15 protein-coding genes are annotated in these 15,475 nt (G+C 70.3%); 9 read left to right on the top strand and 6 right to left on the bottom strand.

Features of this window, described 5'->3' with window-relative positions:
* Positions 1–300: 300 nt before the first annotated feature.
* The 5 genes from Q9Q40_04090 to folK form a co-directional block, all read right to left on the bottom strand.
* A complete protein-coding gene (locus tag Q9Q40_04090) occupies positions 301–693 on the bottom strand; it encodes an aspartate 1-decarboxylase (protein ID MDQ7006389.1) in 393 nt (130 codons plus the stop codon).
* Positions 690–1,568: a pantoate--beta-alanine ligase gene (gene panC / locus Q9Q40_04085; protein MDQ7006388.1), complete on the bottom strand. Its 879-nt coding sequence runs from the start codon at positions 1,566–1,568 to the stop codon at positions 690–692. The genes Q9Q40_04090 and panC overlap by 4 nt, the downstream gene beginning before the upstream one ends.
* Before the next feature lie 15 nt (positions 1,569–1,583).
* Positions 1,584–2,495 carry a 3-methyl-2-oxobutanoate hydroxymethyltransferase gene (gene panB, locus Q9Q40_04080; protein MDQ7006387.1) on the bottom strand — a complete coding sequence of 304 codons (912 nt, stop codon included), beginning with the start codon at positions 2,493–2,495 and terminating at the stop codon, positions 1,584–1,586.
* A gap of 271 nt (positions 2,496–2,766) precedes the next feature.
* A complete protein-coding gene (locus tag Q9Q40_04075; protein ID MDQ7006386.1) occupies positions 2,767–3,393 on the bottom strand; it encodes a deoxynucleoside kinase in 627 nt (208 codons plus the stop codon).
* The gene (folK, locus tag Q9Q40_04070) at positions 3,390–3,965 is read right to left on the bottom strand and encodes a 2-amino-4-hydroxy-6-hydroxymethyldihydropteridine diphosphokinase (protein MDQ7006385.1); all 576 of its coding nucleotides are present in this window, start codon (positions 3,963–3,965) and stop codon (positions 3,390–3,392) included. Before folK ends, Q9Q40_04075 begins: the two co-directional genes overlap by 4 nt.
* A 113-nt stretch (positions 3,966–4,078) precedes the next feature.
* Here folK and Q9Q40_04065 point away from each other — a divergent pair, with 113 nt between their 5' ends.
* The 4 genes from Q9Q40_04065 (at position 4,079) to Q9Q40_04050 (ending at position 8,482) form a co-directional block, all read left to right on the top strand.
* Positions 4,079–4,693: a hypothetical protein gene (locus tag Q9Q40_04065; GenBank protein ID MDQ7006384.1), complete on the top strand. Its 615-nt coding sequence runs from the start codon at positions 4,079–4,081 to the stop codon at positions 4,691–4,693.
* A complete protein-coding gene (glmU, locus tag Q9Q40_04060) occupies positions 4,659–6,128 on the top strand; it encodes a bifunctional UDP-N-acetylglucosamine diphosphorylase/glucosamine-1-phosphate N-acetyltransferase GlmU (protein MDQ7006383.1) in 1,470 nt (489 codons plus the stop codon). The genes Q9Q40_04065 and glmU overlap by 35 nt, the downstream gene beginning before the upstream one ends.
* A 21-nt stretch (positions 6,129–6,149) precedes the next feature.
* Positions 6,150–7,994 carry a glutamine--fructose-6-phosphate transaminase (isomerizing) gene (gene glmS / locus Q9Q40_04055; protein ID MDQ7006382.1) on the top strand — a complete coding sequence of 615 codons (1,845 nt, stop codon included), beginning with the start codon at positions 6,150–6,152 and terminating at the stop codon, positions 7,992–7,994.
* A 74-nt stretch (positions 7,995–8,068) separates the two neighbouring features.
* A complete protein-coding gene (locus tag Q9Q40_04050; protein ID MDQ7006381.1) occupies positions 8,069–8,482 on the top strand; it encodes a hypothetical protein in 414 nt (137 codons plus the stop codon).
* A gap of 4 nt (positions 8,483–8,486) precedes the next feature.
* Here the strand turns inward: Q9Q40_04050 and Q9Q40_04045 are convergent, their stop codons facing one another.
* On the bottom strand, positions 8,487–8,930 hold the full coding sequence (locus Q9Q40_04045; GenBank protein MDQ7006380.1) for a hypothetical protein: 444 nt from the start codon (positions 8,928–8,930) through the stop codon (positions 8,487–8,489).
* A 259-nt stretch (positions 8,931–9,189) separates the two neighbouring features.
* On the opposite strand from Q9Q40_04045, the gene Q9Q40_04040 reads away from it, so the two are divergent.
* The 5 genes from Q9Q40_04040 to Q9Q40_04020 all read left to right on the top strand — a co-directional run bounded on the left by Q9Q40_04040 (position 9,190) and on the right by Q9Q40_04020 (position 15,421).
* A complete protein-coding gene (locus Q9Q40_04040; GenBank protein MDQ7006379.1) occupies positions 9,190–11,445 on the top strand; it encodes a UvrD-helicase domain-containing protein in 2,256 nt (751 codons plus the stop codon).
* A 380-nt stretch (positions 11,446–11,825) separates the two neighbouring features.
* Positions 11,826–12,041 carry a hypothetical protein gene (locus tag Q9Q40_04035; protein MDQ7006378.1) on the top strand — a complete coding sequence of 72 codons (216 nt, stop codon included), beginning with the start codon at positions 11,826–11,828 and terminating at the stop codon, positions 12,039–12,041.
* Between the two features lie 19 nt (positions 12,042–12,060).
* On the top strand, positions 12,061–13,269 hold the full coding sequence (locus tag Q9Q40_04030) for a glycosyl transferase (GenBank protein MDQ7006377.1): 1,209 nt from the start codon (positions 12,061–12,063) through the stop codon (positions 13,267–13,269).
* On the top strand, positions 13,266–14,579 hold the full coding sequence (locus Q9Q40_04025) for a glycerate kinase (protein ID MDQ7006376.1): 1,314 nt from the start codon (positions 13,266–13,268) through the stop codon (positions 14,577–14,579). Before Q9Q40_04030 ends, Q9Q40_04025 begins: the two co-directional genes overlap by 4 nt.
* Positions 14,576–15,421 (top strand): HAD-IIB family hydrolase, encoded by an 846-nt coding sequence (locus tag Q9Q40_04020; GenBank protein MDQ7006375.1) that lies wholly within the window; start codon positions 14,576–14,578, stop codon positions 15,419–15,421. The genes Q9Q40_04025 and Q9Q40_04020 overlap by 4 nt, the downstream gene beginning before the upstream one ends.
* Positions 15,422–15,475 lie beyond the last annotated feature (54 nt).

Genomic DNA, 15,475 nt, shown 5'->3' with positions numbered 1-15,475 from the left:
GTCCTCGACGACCCGCCCCGAGGCAAAGAGGAGACGAAGGTGGAGACGCACTCCCCCCCGAAGGGGGATTTCGGTGTAGATTCTCGAGATCCCTTGCAGGTAGGGCGCAGGACTCGGGTCTTCCGCCTTCGCTTGCGCGCGAGATCCTCTGCGGTCCGCACGGCCGGCAGGCGTCGACCCTGCTGGAATCGAACAACCGGGAGGTTACGCCGGATCGCGCCATCGACCCGCAAGGGGGGAGACACCAAGAGCCGGCGGGGGGCAGCACCTCTCGCCGGCTCCGACGTACCCGACAGGCGATCAGCCCCGACCGACGGGGGTGAAGGCGGTCTCGCCGGTACGCACGGTGAAGTCCCGGTTGTCGGCCCCCACGAGCACCAGCCGCGGCCGGTGACCCGCCACCTCGTCCGGCTCCAGGTCGCAATAGGCGGCGATGATCACCCGGTCTCCCAGTTCCACCAGGTGAGCGGCGGCACCGTTGAGGCAGCAATCCCCCCGACCCGCGGGCCCTTCGATCAGGTAGGTGGACAGGCGGGTCCCGCGGCTGACGTTGTAGACCTCGATACGCTGGTAGGGCGCCATGCCGGCCGCGTCCATCAGGGCCCGATCGAGAGTCAGGCTCCCCTCGTAGTCGGGATCCGCAGCGGTGACCAGCACCCGGTGCACCTTCGAGTGGAGAAAGGGAATCTTCATCGCAGGTCGCCTCCACCGACGCCCGGAATCTCGGGCAGCAGCAGGTTGTCGATCAGGCGGGTCTGGCCGATCCAGGCCGCCACCAGCAGCAGCACCTCGTCTTCCACCGTCTCCAGTCGGTCGAGGCTGGAGGGCTCCACCGCTGCCACATAGTCCACCCGGGCCAGCGGCTCGGCTTCGAGGATCCGCCGCATTTCGGCCTCGACCCGCTCACCGGCAACACTCTCTTCCGCCTCGATCATGGCCTTGGCCGCCTCGAGAGCCCGGTAGAGCACGCCGGCCGCCCGGCGCTGTTCGGGGTCCAGGTAGGCGTTTCGGGAGGACCGGGCCAGGCCGTCGGCCTCGCGCACGGTGGGCTCGACCACCAGCTCCATGTCCAGGTTGAGATCGGCCACCATCCTCCGGACGATCAGCGCCTGCTGAGCGTCTTTCTGGCCGAAGACGGAGAAGTGCGGAGCGACGATCTGGAAGAGCTTGAGCACGACGGTGCAGACCCCGCGGAAGAATCCCGGCCGGCTCGCGCCCTCGAAGACCGCGGAAAGCCCCTCCACCTCCACCGCCGTCCGGAAGCCCGAGGGGTACATGTCCCTGCCCTCCGGGCAGAAGAGGAAGTCGACGCCTTCCTCGATGCAGAGATCGGCGTCCCGGACCAGGTCGCGAGGATAGGTGTCGTAATCCTCCGCCGGACCGAACTGCTTGGGGTTGACGAAAATCGAGACCACCACCACGTCGCCCAGCTGACGCGCCTTGCGAATCAGGGCCAGGTGCCCCTCGTGGAGCGCCCCCATGGTGGGCACCAGGGAGATCTTCCGCCCCCGGCTGCGAATCTCCCGGGAAATCTCGCGCATCAGGTGCACACGGCGAACCAGTTCCATCCGTTGGCTTCTCCCTCAGCCGAGGCGACGGGAATCCTGGCGGCCCTTGTCGCGGGCCGCCAGCGCCTCGGCGGTTTCCCGGGGCAGGCGGTAGGCGTGGCGCGGCGTGGGAAAGGCCCCCGAACGCACCTGGTCGGCGAAGGCCGACACCGCCGAGACGGCCTGACGGCGGAGATCGGCGTAGGCCTTGACGAACTTGGGCAAGGGACCGTCTCCCAGGCCCAGCAGGTCGTGGAAGACCAGCACCTGTCCATCGCAGTCGGCGCCGGCACCGATACCGATGGTGGGCACGCCCACCTGCGCGGTGACCCGGCGCGCCACCTCCGCCGGAACCCCTTCGAGGACCAGGGCGAAGACCCCGGCCTCCTCGAGAATCCGGGCGTCTTCGAGCAGAGCATCGACCTGTTCGAGAGCCCGACCTTGAACCCGGTAACCACCCATGGCGTTGAGCGACTGGGGCGTCAGCCCCAAGTGCCCCATCACCGGGATCTCGGCGCCGACCAGCGCCTCGATCACCTCCCGGCGGCGACGGCCGCCTTCGAGCTTGACCGCCTCGGCGTGGCCCTCCCGCACCAGGCGCCCGGCGGCACGAACCGCATCGGCGGGACCGGTGTGGTAGCTGAGGTAGGGCATGTCGGCCACCACCAGGGCCTGGGGACGGGTGCGGGCCACCGCGGCGGTGTGCCGGACCATGTCCTCCAGATCGACCCGCAGGGTGTCCTCGTAGCCCAGCACCACCATGGCCAGGGAATCGCCGACCAGCAGCAGGTCGACCCCCGCCTCGTCGGCGATGCGGGCCGAGGGCGCATCGTAGGCGGTGAGCATCACCAGGGGGCGCACGCCCTTGCTGGCCATGATGCCGGGAACGGTGATCTTGCGCGGAGCGGCGGCTCGCGGCGAGGCGCCGTCCTGGGGACCGTAGACCATCTGTCCTCCCACCTCCCCGCCGGCAGGGCCGGTCGCAGGATGGGGCTGGTCGGGTGCCGGGCAGGATCCGGCTCGTCGGAAGAGCGGGCTGCCGTGGTGCCGGTCCCCCAAGGGGAGATCCGGCCCCGCGCCCGGGATCTTCCAACCGCCCGGACAGTTCCGCGGCGGACCGGGCTAACCCTCACACCCAGTTGATTTTCGGCAGAGTTTAGCAGCCGCCCGGGCCGTAAGCCAGCGCCGCGGACCGGCCCCCGACCAACGGGCGTGGAGATCAGGGGCGGTAGTACTCCACCCCTCCCCGCTCCATGGCCTGGATCCTGGAGGCCAGATCGTCGAGCTGGGCTTCGTGCTCGAGGGGGTTGATCTCGTTGGTGTCCACCACCAGCAGCGGCGCCTGGTCGAAGTGGAAGAAGAAGTGGTCGTGGGCCTGCACCACCTGCTCGAGATAGGTGTCGGAGATCCGCCGCTCGGCCTGGCGGCCCCGGCGTTGAATGCGGGTGATCAACGTGTCGACCCGGGCCTGGAGGTAGACCACCAGGTCGGGTCGGGGAATCTCGGTGACGAGGTGCTCATAGAGCTTCTCGTAGGTCGCCAGTTCCGAGTCGTCCAGATTGATGTAGGCGAAGATGCGGTCCTTTTCGAAGAGATAGTCCGAGACCACGGTCTGCTGGAAGAGGTTGCCCTGGGCCAGGTGCCGGAGCTGCTGATGCCGGGAGATCAGGAACCAGATCTGGGTCGGGAAAGCCGAGCCCCGCCGATCTCCATAGAACTGCTCGAGAAAGGGGTTGTCGGTGGGCTCCCGCACCAGGCGGGCATCGAAGCGTTCGGCCAGGCGCTCGGCGAGCACCGTCTTGCCCACACCGATGGGCCCCTCGATAGCGATGTACCGTGGCGTCACCCCGTCCGCTCCTCGCTCGGGTCTCCCGGCCCGGCCGGGGCGGGTTCCGGACTCCCCCCGGCCGGGATGTCGATCCTACGGGGACTGTCCGGCGCGGAGCAAGGGGCCAGGGCGGCCAGGCGCTCGGCCACCGTCGCCGAGGTCGGCGGAAGTTCCAGGTGGGGCAGGATTTCCGCCAGTGGCGCGAGGACGAAGCGTCGTGCGGTCATTCGCGGATGGGGCAGCACCAGACCCGGCTCGTCGACTTCCAGCGGGCCGTAGACCAGCAGGTCGATGTCCAGCACACGGGCTTCCCAGCGCCGCCGGCGCCGGCGTCCACAACGGCGCTCGATGGCGAGACCCAGATCGAGCAGCTCGCGGGGGGCCAGGGGGCAACGCCCCGAGGGCCCGGCGAGGACCTGGTTGAGGTAGGGCCCCTGCCCGGGAGGACCGCCCTCGGCGGGACTCTCGTAAATCCCCGAAGCCAGGGTCCAGGGCCACCCTCCGCGCCGCAATTCCCGTCGGGCCCGGCCCAGCCACTGCTCCCGGTCCCCCAGGTTCGATCCCAGGGCGACGACCACCCAGCCTTCCATGCCCCGGCCTCCCGAACCCGGCCTGTTTGACACCCTCGGCCGGCAGACATAGCATCCGCAACGCTCCGCTCGCCGCCGCGAGACGCGGTGGTGCGGCGAAGGGAGATTGTCGCATGCCGAAGCGGAAGGCCGGTTCCACCTCCTCCAGCACCACCACGGTCCCAAGCACTTTCGCCGCCGCGGAAAAGGCTTATTCCAGTGCCATGCAGCTCTTCTCCGTCAAGCGGGATTTCGCCGCGGCCATCAAGGCGTTCGAATCTTTTCTCGAGCAGTTCAGCGACGACGACACGGTTCTCGAGCTGGTTGATCGCGCCCGCTCCCACCTCGCAGCCTGCCGCCTGAAGACCTCTCCGCCCGCGGCCAACCCCTCCACGGGGGCCGAGTGGCTGACCCAGGCCGTGGTCCTGTCCAACGAGGGTCGCACCGACGAAGCCATCGAGGCCTACGAAAAGGCCTTGGCATCCGGCGCGGAAGAGGCGAAGGTTTACTACGCCCGGGCTGCGACCCTGGCGGCAGCGGAGCGGAACGACGAGGCCATGGAAAGCCTGAGGCTGGCCCTGGCGGCCGACCCGGAGAATCGGAATTTCGCCCTGGGCGACCCGGACTTCGAGCGGCTGCGGGAACTGGCCGGATTCGTCGAACTCGTCGAACCTCCGCAGAGCGCCGGCACCGGGCCTGAGGAGGCATACCAGGATGGCCCGGAAACCGAGCCGAACCAGGGCGTCTGAAAGCTCCCCATCCCTCGTCGCCGTGATCCTCGCCGCGGGCGAGGGCAAGCGCATGAAATCCGCCCTGCCCAAGGTGCTGCACCCGGTGGCGGGCCGGCCGATGGTCGAGCACGTGGTGCTCGCCGCCCGCCGGGCGGGAGCCACACGGGTGGTCGTGGTGGTGGGCCACGGAGGCGGGGAAGTCGAACGTGTCCTCCGCGCGCGCGTCGACGGACCGGACCTGCGATTCGCCACCCAGCGGCAGCGTCGGGGAACCGCCGACGCCGTCTCCGCCGCGGCGGGACACCTGCGGGGCGTCCGTGGCGAGGTGCTGATTCTCTGCGGGGACGTCCCCTCCCTCCCCGGTCGCGCGCTGAAGGACCTGGTGCGCCGGCACCGGCGGCGGCGCTCGGCCCTGACCGTGCTCACCGCGGCCCTCGACGACCCCGCCGGCTACGGCCGCATCGTGCGCGGTGAAGACGGCACCATCGAGGCCATCGTCGAGCACCGGGATGCCGACCCGCAGCAGCGGGCGATCCACGAAATCAACACGGGGACCTACTGCGCCACCTGGCCGGCCCTGCGCCGGGCCCTGCGGCGCATCCGCCCCGACAACGCCCAGGGCGAGTACTACCTCACCGATGCGGTACGGGAACTGCTGGCCGAAGGCCTGCGCGTCGAGGCCTGCCTCCACCAGCACCCGGCCGAGGCCCTGGGAGTCAACAGCCGGCGGCACCTGGCCGAAGCCCACCGGGTGCGCTCGGCCCAGGTCCTCGACGAGCTGATGGCCCGGGGAGTGACGATTCTCGACCCGGCCACCACCTGGGTGCACGACACGGTGCGCATCGGACGGGACACGGTCATCCATCCCGGCGTCTGCCTGGAGGGCGCCACGCGCATCGGCAAGAACTGTGTCGTGCGCAGCGGCTGTCGACTGACCGACGTGGACGTGGCCGACCGCGCGATCCTGCTGGAGGGCACGGTGGCCACCGACAGCAGCATCGGCGCCGGCACCCAGGTCGGTCCCTACGCCCACCTGCGACCCGGCACCCGGCTCGGCCCGGCGTGCAAGGTGGGCAATTTCGTCGAAACCAAGAAGGCCCGTTTCGGCCGCGGTTCGAAAGCCTCGCACCTGAGTTACATCGGCGACGCCGAGGTGGGGCGGCAGGTCAACATCGGCGCCGGCACCATCACGTGCAACTACGACGGAACCCACAAGCACCGCACCGAACTGGGCGACGGCGTGTTCATCGGCTCGGACACCCAACTCGTCGCGCCGGTGCGGGTGGGCAAGGGCGCCTACGTGGGAGCCGGGGCGACGATCACCCGGGACGTGCCGGCGGGCGCGCTGGCGATCAGTCGGGCCGAGCAGAAGAACATCGAGGGCTGGGTCGCCCGCAAGAAGAGAAAGATGGCCGCAAAGCAACAGGGGGGCGGCGGCAAGTCCCGCCGCTGATCGCGGGAGAGGAGAGCACAGATGTGCGGAATCGTTGGATACGTGGGCTCCCGCAACGCGGCGGAAATCCTGGTCGGAGGCCTCAGGCGGCTGGAATACCGGGGCTACGACTCGGCCGGCATCGCCCTGGCCTGCGGTGAAAAGCTCGAACTGCGACGCGCGGCGGGCAAGTTGCGGGACCTCGAGGAAGCGATCCAAGCGGCACCGGTACCGGAAAGCGGCCACGGCATCGGCCACACCCGTTGGGCGACTCACGGCAGACCCACGGAGGAAAACGCCCATCCCCACCGGGACGCCGACGACCGCGTCGTGGTGGTGCACAACGGGATCATCGAAAACTACCTGGAACTCAAGCAGGAACTCGGGGCCCAGGGCGAGTCTTTCCGCTCGGAGACCGACAGCGAAGTCGTCGCCCACCTGATCGCCCGGGAGATGCGCGCCGGCAAGAACATCACCGAGGCGCTCCGGGCCACGGCCCGCCGACTGGAGGGCATCTACGCCATCTGCGCGATGAGCGTGGACGAGCCGGGCGTGGTGGTCGGCACCCGCATGGGCCCGCCCCTGGTGGTGGGCCGGGGCGAGGGCGAGAATTTCCTCGCCTCGGACGTCACCGCCCTGCTCGAACACACCCGCGACGTGCTCTTCCTGGTCGACGGGCAGATCGCCACCCTCACCGCTGACGGCATCACCCTGACCGACGCCGAGGGCGGAGAGGTGGAGTGCACGTTCCAGCGCATCGCCTGGGACCCGATCCTGGCCGAAAAAGGCGGCTACCGCCACTTCATGCTCAAGGAGATTCACGAGCAGGCCCGGTCGATCAACGAAACCATGGCCGGCCGCATTTCCCTCGAACAGGGCGACGTGTTCTTCGCACCCGAAGAGTTCCCCCTGACCGACGCGGACCTCCAGGGCATCGAGCGGATCTACCTGATCGCCTGCGGCACCTCCTGGCATGCTTGCCTGGTGGCCAAGTTCATGCTGGAGAAGCTCACCGGCGTCCCCACGGAGGTGGACTATGCCTCCGAGTTCCGCTACCGCGAGCCGCTGGTCGGCCGCGGCACCCTGATCACCATCGTCACCCAGTCGGGAGAAACCGCCGATACCCTCGCCGCCCTGCGGGAGGCCAGCTCCCAGGGAGCGCGTTCGATCGCGATCTGCAACGTCCTGGGCTCGACGGCCACGCGGGAGGCCGAAGGGACGATCCTGACCCACTGCGGCCCGGAGATCGGCGTGGCCTCCACCAAGGCCTTCACCGCCCAGCTCGTCGCCCTGCTGCTGATGAGCCTGCGCATGGGCCTGGCCCGGGGCACCCTGAGCCACGACCAGGTACGCGGGCACCTCACGCGCCTGGTGCAACTGCCATCCCTGGTCGAGCGCTGCCTCGAGAACGACGAGAAGATCCAGGAGATCGCGCGGAGCTACAAGGACGCCCAGGACTTCCTCTACCTGGGACGGGGCGTCAACTACCCCATCGCCCTCGAAGGGGCGCTCAAGCTCAAGGAAATCTCCTACATCCACGCCGAGGGCTACCCCGCCGGCGAGATGAAGCACGGCCCCATCGCCCTGATCGACGAAGACCTGCCCGTGGTGGCCCTGGCCCCGAAAGACAGGGTGTTCGAAAAGATGCTGGCCAACATGGAAGAGGTGAAGGCCCGGGGCGGCACCCTGATCGCCGTCACCACCGAGGGCGCGGGCGACATGGGCGGCAAGGCCGACCACGTCCTCGAAGTGCCCGAGAGTTCCGACTTCCTCGAACCGATCCTGCTGGTTCTGCCGCTACAGTTGCTGGCCTACCACATCGCCCTGCTCCGCGGCTGCGACGTGGACCAGCCCCGCAACCTGGCCAAATCCGTCACCGTGGAGTGAGGGGCGCGAAGGCCCCTCCCCCGGTGCAGCCGGTGCCGACGGGATGCGCGGCCGAAGGGCTGTAGACTCGCGCCATGATCCGCCTGCCGCCATCGTCCCGACCGGGGCCGCCTCCGGGGCTGCATCGCCTGCTGACCGCGCCCCTGGTGGGCGCGATGACCGTGATCGCCTCGGCCATCGCGATGGCCCTTCAGGGCGCGCTGCACGATCCCCTGCGGACGGGCTGGCTGCTGGCCCTGGCGGCGGTGGGAGGCGCCGTCGCGGGAGCGATGGTGGGAGGAGGGCCCCGGCGCCTGGTGGTTCCGTCCGCGGCGCTGGCCAGCACCGCCACCTGCGTGCTCCTGGTGTTGCGCTGGGCCCGCTGGGCCGATGCCGGCGTCGGCCGCTACCTGCTCCGCTGGCTCCCCCTCGCCGCGCCGCTGCTCTTGGGGCTCTGCCTGCTGTCCGCCGCCGCGGGAGCGTGGCTGCGCACCCGCCTCGAAGATTGACCGGTCAGCGAGCCACGCCCCTCAGGCGCTGCCAGCGCCGCAGGACCCGGCGGTCCATACCCTCGCCACGGGGGGCGGCGTCTCGACGACTGACCCGCCGGGGCCGGGCGGCGAGCGTGCTGGGAGCGAGCCGATCCCGGGGAGCGTCACGCCTGCCGCCGAGGGTCGCCCGCAGCCGATCCCATGACTCGAGGGCGTTCCGATCGTCTCCCCGCCGATGCCACGGCTCACGGGGCAGAGCCCGGGCGACTTCCGCCAGGCGAGGGTAGGAAAGGCGTGCCGAAGGCCTCGAGAAAGCGCGGGTCCCGGGCTCCGCAAGCGCCACGGCCCGATCGGGGCGGGGCAGAGCGGCGCCCGCGGCCGGCATGGCCAGGGTCGACACCAGAGCGACGAGCAGGAGCCGGGCCCCTCGCCTGCGCTGCGGTCGACCTTGTTGGCGCGTTCCCATGGATCCCTGCTTTCTCCTGGCCTTCGGCCGGCGGGCGTCGCGGCCTCGTCCCGGCTGCGACGCCGCCACCCTTCGCAAGGGGCGTACCAGCATTCAATGCGTTGAAAACAAAGGAAGTCAGCTTGGCGTCCCGGCCGGGGGAGGACAGTTCTTCCGGACAGAGTGTCCGAACTCCTGTCTTCGGCGGTTGCCCCCGTCCCGCGGGATGGCCACAATGCCGGGCGCGCGCTGCCACGGCGTCGTTTCCCCGGGAAGGTGCATGTTCGACCAGGAAGAAATCCTCGGCCGCCTCAACGACGCCCAACGCGAGGCCGTGCTGCATACCGACGGCCCCCTGCTGATCCTCGCGGGCGCCGGCTCGGGCAAGACCCGCGTCATCACCCACCGCATCGCCTGGCTGGTCGCCACCCGGGGGGCCCAGCCGCGGGACATCGTGGCGGTGACCTTCACCAACAAGGCCGCGGCGGAGATGCGCGAGCGCGTCGAGCGCCGCCTGGGCCAGGCCCTGACCGGCGCCTTCATCGGCACCTTCCACGCCCTGGGCCTGCGCATCCTGCGGGCCAACGCCCTGGCCGCGGGTTACCCGCCGGGCTTCGTGATCTACGACACCACCGACCAGCTCTCGGTGACCAGGGCGGCGATCAAGAAACTGGCCGTCGACGACAAGGCCTATCCCCCGCGGCAGGTGCTGACCTGGATCTCGCGGACGAAAAACGAGCTGGTCGATCCGGGGACGGCGGCCCAGCGGGCCCGTTTTCCCAACGAGAAGATCCTCGCCGCCTGCTACCAGGAGTACGAAGACCAGCTCAAGGTCTCTTCCGCGATGGATTTCGACGACCTGCTGGTACGCACGGTGCTGCTCTTCCGCCGCCATCCGGAAATCGCCGAACGCTACGCCCGCCGCACCCGCTGGCTGCTGGTCGACGAATACCAGGACACCAACCCCCTGCAATACGCCCTGATCCGCCACCTCTCCGCGGTCCACGGCAACGTCTGCTGCGTGGGTGACGAGGACCAGTCCATCTACTCCTTCCGGGGCGCCGACATCCGCAACATCCTCGACTTCACCCGCGACTTCGCCGACGCCCGCATCGTCAAGCTCGAACAGAACTACCGCTCGACGGGCACGATCCTCGCCGCCGCCGGCAAGGTGATCGCCAACAACGCGGAGCGCCACGACAAGACCCTCTGGACGGAGAATCCCGGCGGCCGGAGGATCATCCACTACACGGCCCGCGACGACCGGGAAGAGGCGGACTTCGTCGTCGAGAGCATGCTCGCCCTGTCCCGGGAGGAGGAGATCCCCCTTGAAGAGATGGCGGTGCTCTACCGCACCAACGCTACCTCGCGACTCTTCGAAGATCGCCTGACGGCCCGGGGCATCCACTACAGGATCTTCGGCTCGCTGCGCTTCTACGACCGCAAGGAGATCAAGGACCTGCTGGCCTGGTTGCGGCTGCTGGCGCATCCCGACTCGGACCAGGACTTCCTGCGGGCCGCCGCCACGCCGCCCCGGGGCCTGGGGGCCAAGACCCTCGAGGAGGTCGGCCGACGGGCCGCGGAATGGGGCTGCTCGCGCCACGAGGCCGCCCGCCGCGTGGTGGAGGAGGCCTCCGCCCTCACCCCCCGGGCCAGGGGGGCGCTGCAGCGTTTCCTCGCCACCCTGGACGACCTGCGGGAGTTGGGCCGAGGCCTGTCCACCGCCGCCTGGGTCACCGCGGTGATCGATGCGGTGGGCCTGATGGCATACCTCGAGCGGGCCTATCCCACCGACCACGTGCAGCGGGCGGAGAACATCGACGCCCTGGTCTCGGCCGCCGAAGAGCACGACGAGGCCGGCGCCCCGGAGGGCCTGGCGGGATTTCTCGATCGCGTCTCCCTGCGTTCGGACACCGATGACGTGCAGGGCCGGCACGGCCCCTGCCTGATGACGATCCACGCCGCCAAGGGGCTCGAGTTCGACGTGGTGTTCATCGCCGCCCTCAACGAGGACCTCTTCCCCCACGCCCGGGCGCGTCACGAAAACGGCGGCCTCGAGGAAGAGCGGCGGCTGATGTACGTGGCGATGACCCGTGCGCGCAAACGCCTGCTGCTGACCTCGGCCCACTTCCGGCGCCAGTACGGCGAGCCCGTGCTCTCGCGTCCCTCGATCTTTCTCGGCGAGATTCCCCCGGATCTGCTCGAAGAACGGGGCAGCGCCCGGAGGGACGACCTTCCCCGCGCGCGACCCGGCGGCGCGCTGGCGGGCGTTCCCCGCCGGGATCTGCGGCGCACTCCCGCCGCCGGCACGGCCCGCCCCCGGGGCGGCGAACTGCGATTCGAGCCGGATCCCGACGCGACGGGAGACGGGACGGTCTTCCGCCGGGGCATGCAGGTCCATCACCCGGGCTTTGGCCGCGGCCGCATTCTCGAGGTCAGCGGCCGGGGCCAACGCCTGACCCTGGACATCCGCTTCGAGCGGGCGGGACGCAAGCGCATCCTGCCCCACTACACCACCCTGCAACCCTGCGACTGACCCCTGCCGAGGCCCGCGCCCGGCTGTGCCCGAACGCCGCGATGAACCCTCCGGGACGAGGCCGTCATCGCCGCCTGCATGTTTGCCATGCCGGTCCTGGGCGCCGTGGTGGACCGGCGGCAAGCCGGGACGGCCGACTGCCACGCGGGAGGACGCCGGCTACCGGGATGGGCGATGGGCTTGTCGACCATGGCGACCCGGAGTTCCGCCGTCAGCTTCCCTGGCATTCCGGCCTGGGAAGCCAGGCGCAGCGGGAACCGGCCGCCCGCAGCCAGGCCGCTGGTCGCTGGTGCTCAACGGCCTGGGCCGACTGCCCCTGACGATGCTCGACCTGCTGCCCGGGCGTGTTCTGGATCTGATGGAACCCCCCGGGCTTCGGCGTGCCCCTGGGCCTGAGCCGGCTGCCGGTGTGGAAAACGGCCGGCCACGTACCACGGGGCGAGCCCGATCCGGTCCCCGACCGGGTCGCCCGGATCCGGCGCGCGCGCCCCCGGTGGCGGGTGCCCCTGCTGTTCTTGCCGGGGTTCGCGCTGACCGTGCTGCTGACGGTGACGATTCCTTTCCTGGTCCGGTGGGCTATGATCGACCCGGCTTGATCGAAGCCGGGGAGGCCGCATGTCCGACTTTTACCAGCGCGGGCTGATCACCACCCTGCACAACCTGGGCCACGACAACTGCGCGCGACTGGAGAGCGAGCTGCTTGGCCATGCCCGGCGCCGGCCCATCGCCCTGGTGCTTCCGACCACCGTCGACGATTTCCACGCCCCGCCGATGGAGGGGATCCTCGCTCGCCTGGTCGAGGCGCCTTTCCTCGGAGAGATCGTCTTCACCCTCGGACCCGCCGGCCCCGACGACTTCGCCGCCGTACGACGCCGTCTGTCCGACATCGGCCTGGAGGCCACCGTGTTGTGGAACGACGGGCCGCGGCTGACGGAGATCGCACGGCAGATCGAAAAGGCCCAACTCCCTCTCGGCCTGCCGGGCAAGGGTCGCTCGGCCTGGATGGCCTTCGGCTACGTGATCGGCCGGGGGGAGTTCCATTCCATCGCGCTGCACGACTGCGACATCGTCACCTACGAGCGCCGCCTGCTGCCCCGGCTGTGCTACGGAGTGACGCACCCGGAGCTGGGTTACGAGTTCTGCAAGGGCTACTACTCGCGGGTCACCGACAGGCTCCACGGCCGCGCCACGCGGCTGCTGGTCACCCCCCTGCTGCGCTCGCTGGTCAAAATGATCGGCCACCATCCCCTGCTGACGTTCTTCGACTCCTTCCGCTACCCCCTGGCCGGCGAGTTCGCCATGACCACCCGCCTGGCCCGTCAAAACCGCATCCCCGGCGACTGGGGCCTCGAAGTGGGCGTGCTGGCGGAGGTCTACCGCAACGTCTCCCTGCGCAACATCTGCCAGGCCGATATCGCCGACGGCTACGAACACAAGCACCAGGCGCTCTCGCCCGAGGACGCCGGCCGCGGCCTGCACAAGATGGGCGTCGACATCTGCAAGAGCCTTTTCAGGACCCTGGCTTCCGAAGGAGTGATCTTCTCCGGCGCGTTTTTCAACACCCTCGTGGCGGCGTACGTGAAAACCGCCGAGAACATGCTCGAGCGCTACCAGGACGACGCCGCGATCAACTCGCTGATCTTCGACCGCCACGCGGAAGCCCGGGCGGTGGAGACCTTCACCCACGCCGTCCGGGAAGCCGCCGCCACGATCAGCGACGACCCCCTGGGGGTGCCGTTGATCGCCAGTTGGGACCGGGTCGCCTCGGCCATCGACGGCATCTGCGAAAACCTGGTCCAGGCCGTGCAGGACGACAACCGGTGAGCCTCCCCGTCGAAGAGCCCCGACGATCCTTCGCGCGCGAGTTGCTGGACGCCGCCCTGGCGGCGGTGGATCCGGCCCAGGCCGTCACGCGCCACTTCGCCTCGGTCGAACAGCGCCTGGCCCGCGAGGGCATCGAGCGCGTACGCGTCGCAGCCGTGGGCAAGGCGGCCTGGCCGATGGCCCGGGCGGCGCGCCGCCTGCTGGGTGAACGCCTGGAGGCCGGGGTGGTGCTGACCCGCTACGGCCACGCGGGAACCGAAGCCTTGCCCCCCCTCCAAGTGATGGAAGGCGGTCACCCGGTACCCGATGCGAAGGGAGTCGCGGGCACGGCGGCGATGCGACGACTGCTCGAAGGCGCCTCCGGTCGGACCCTGGTGCTGTTCCTGATCTCCGGCGGTGGCTCGGCGCTGCTGGTGCAACCCGCCGCCGGGCTGAGCCTCGAAGACAAGCGCCAGGCCACCGAGTCCCTACTGCGCTGCGGCGCCGAGATCGGCGAGATCAACGCGGTGCGCAAGCACCTGTCGGCGATCAAGGGAGGCCGGGCCGCACGCCTCGCGGCCCCGGCGGGCGTGCTGGCGCTGATCGTCTCGGACGTGATCGGCGATCGCCTCGACGTGATCGCCTCGGGCCCCACGACTCCCGACAGCTCGTCCTACGCCCAGGCCCTGGCCGTGCTCCGCCGGCATCGCATCAGCCACCAGGTCGCCCCCGCCGTGATCGCCCACCTGGAAAAGGGCGCGGCCGGCGACCTGCCGGAGACGCCCGGGCCCGACGACCCTCTCTTCGACAGGGTGGAGAACATCCTGGTGGCCGGCAACCGGCTGGCGGTGGAAGCCGCGGTGGACGCCGCGCGACAGGCGGGATGGCCCGCGCAGGCCGGCCCCAGCGACGTCCAGGGCGAAGCCCGCCGGGTAGGCGTCGAGATGGCCCGACTCGCCCGGACCCTGGGCGACGGGCCCTGCTGCCGGGTGAGCGGCGGCGAGACCACCGTCCACGTACGGGGTCCCGGACGCGGCGGGCGCAACATGGAATTGGCCCTGGCCTTCGCCATCGAAATCGCCGGCGCCGAGGCGGTCACCCTGCTTTCGGCGGGCACCGACGGCAGCGACGGCCCCACCGACGCCGCCGGCGCGATGGTCGATGGCCGGACCGTGCCGCGAGCGCTGAGCCGGGGCCTCGATCCCAGGGTCTTCCTCGAGCGCAACGACTCCTACGAATTCTTCCGCCGCGCCGGCGGGCTGCTGGTCACCGGTCCCACCGGTACCAACGTGATGGACCTCCAGATCCTCCTGGTGGGCCGTGCGCCATGAAAGCGCTGGTGGTCACCGACCTGGACGGCAGCCTGCTCGACAGCCGGGACTACTCCTTCGAGCCGGCTCGCCGGGTGCTCGACGACCTGGCCCAGCGCGGCATTCCCCTGGTGGCCTGCTCGAGCAAGACCTGCGCGGAGATGCGCGCGGTACTGGCCGAGATGGGCCTCGGCGCCCCCTTTGCGGCAGAAAACGGCGGCGGCGTCTTCTTTCCCGCCACGGAGCCGTGGCGGAGGGTCCTCGAGAGTCTCGAAGCCCGGCCCGCCTTCATCGAAGAGCGCGACGACCTGCTGCTCGTGCGCCGGGGCCCCCGCTACCGGGATATCCTCGAGGCGATGGACCGGCTTCGCGCACAGGGCTTCGCCCTGCGGGGCTTTGCCGACATGAGCGCCGAAGAGGTCGCCGCACGGACCGGCCTGAGTGTCCCGGCCGCCCGCCTGGCCCGCCGCCGCGAGTTCGACGAATGCTTCGTGGTGGACAGCCCCACCCAACCCGACGACTCGGCCCTCGAGCAGGCGGTCCGGGCCCTCGGCTACCGCCTCACGCGCGGCTCCCTGCTCCACCTCCTCGGTCACCAGGACAAGGGTCAGGCTTTCCGCCTGCTCCACACCGCCTGCGAGCGTTTTTTCGGCACGGCCCTGCGCACCATCGCCCTCGGCGACGGCTACAACGACCTTCCCATGCTCCTCGCCGCCGACACGGCGGTTCTCATCCCGCCCCCGAACGGCGAGCCCGACCCCGACCTCGCCCGGGCCCTCGCCTCCCACCCCCACGCCATCACCGCCTCCGCCCCCGGCCCCGCCGGCTGGGCGGACGCGCTGAGCGCATGGCTCGGCCCCTAGCAGCCCGCTGAAAAGCCTCTTCCGCGCGCGACGAAGAAGCGGGCGCCCCCGCCA

Source organism: Acidobacteriota bacterium (assembly GCA_030949985.1).
Taxonomy (GTDB): domain Bacteria; phylum Acidobacteriota; class Polarisedimenticolia; order J045; family J045; genus JALTMS01.
This window is presented reverse-complemented; position numbering and strand designations above follow the sequence as displayed.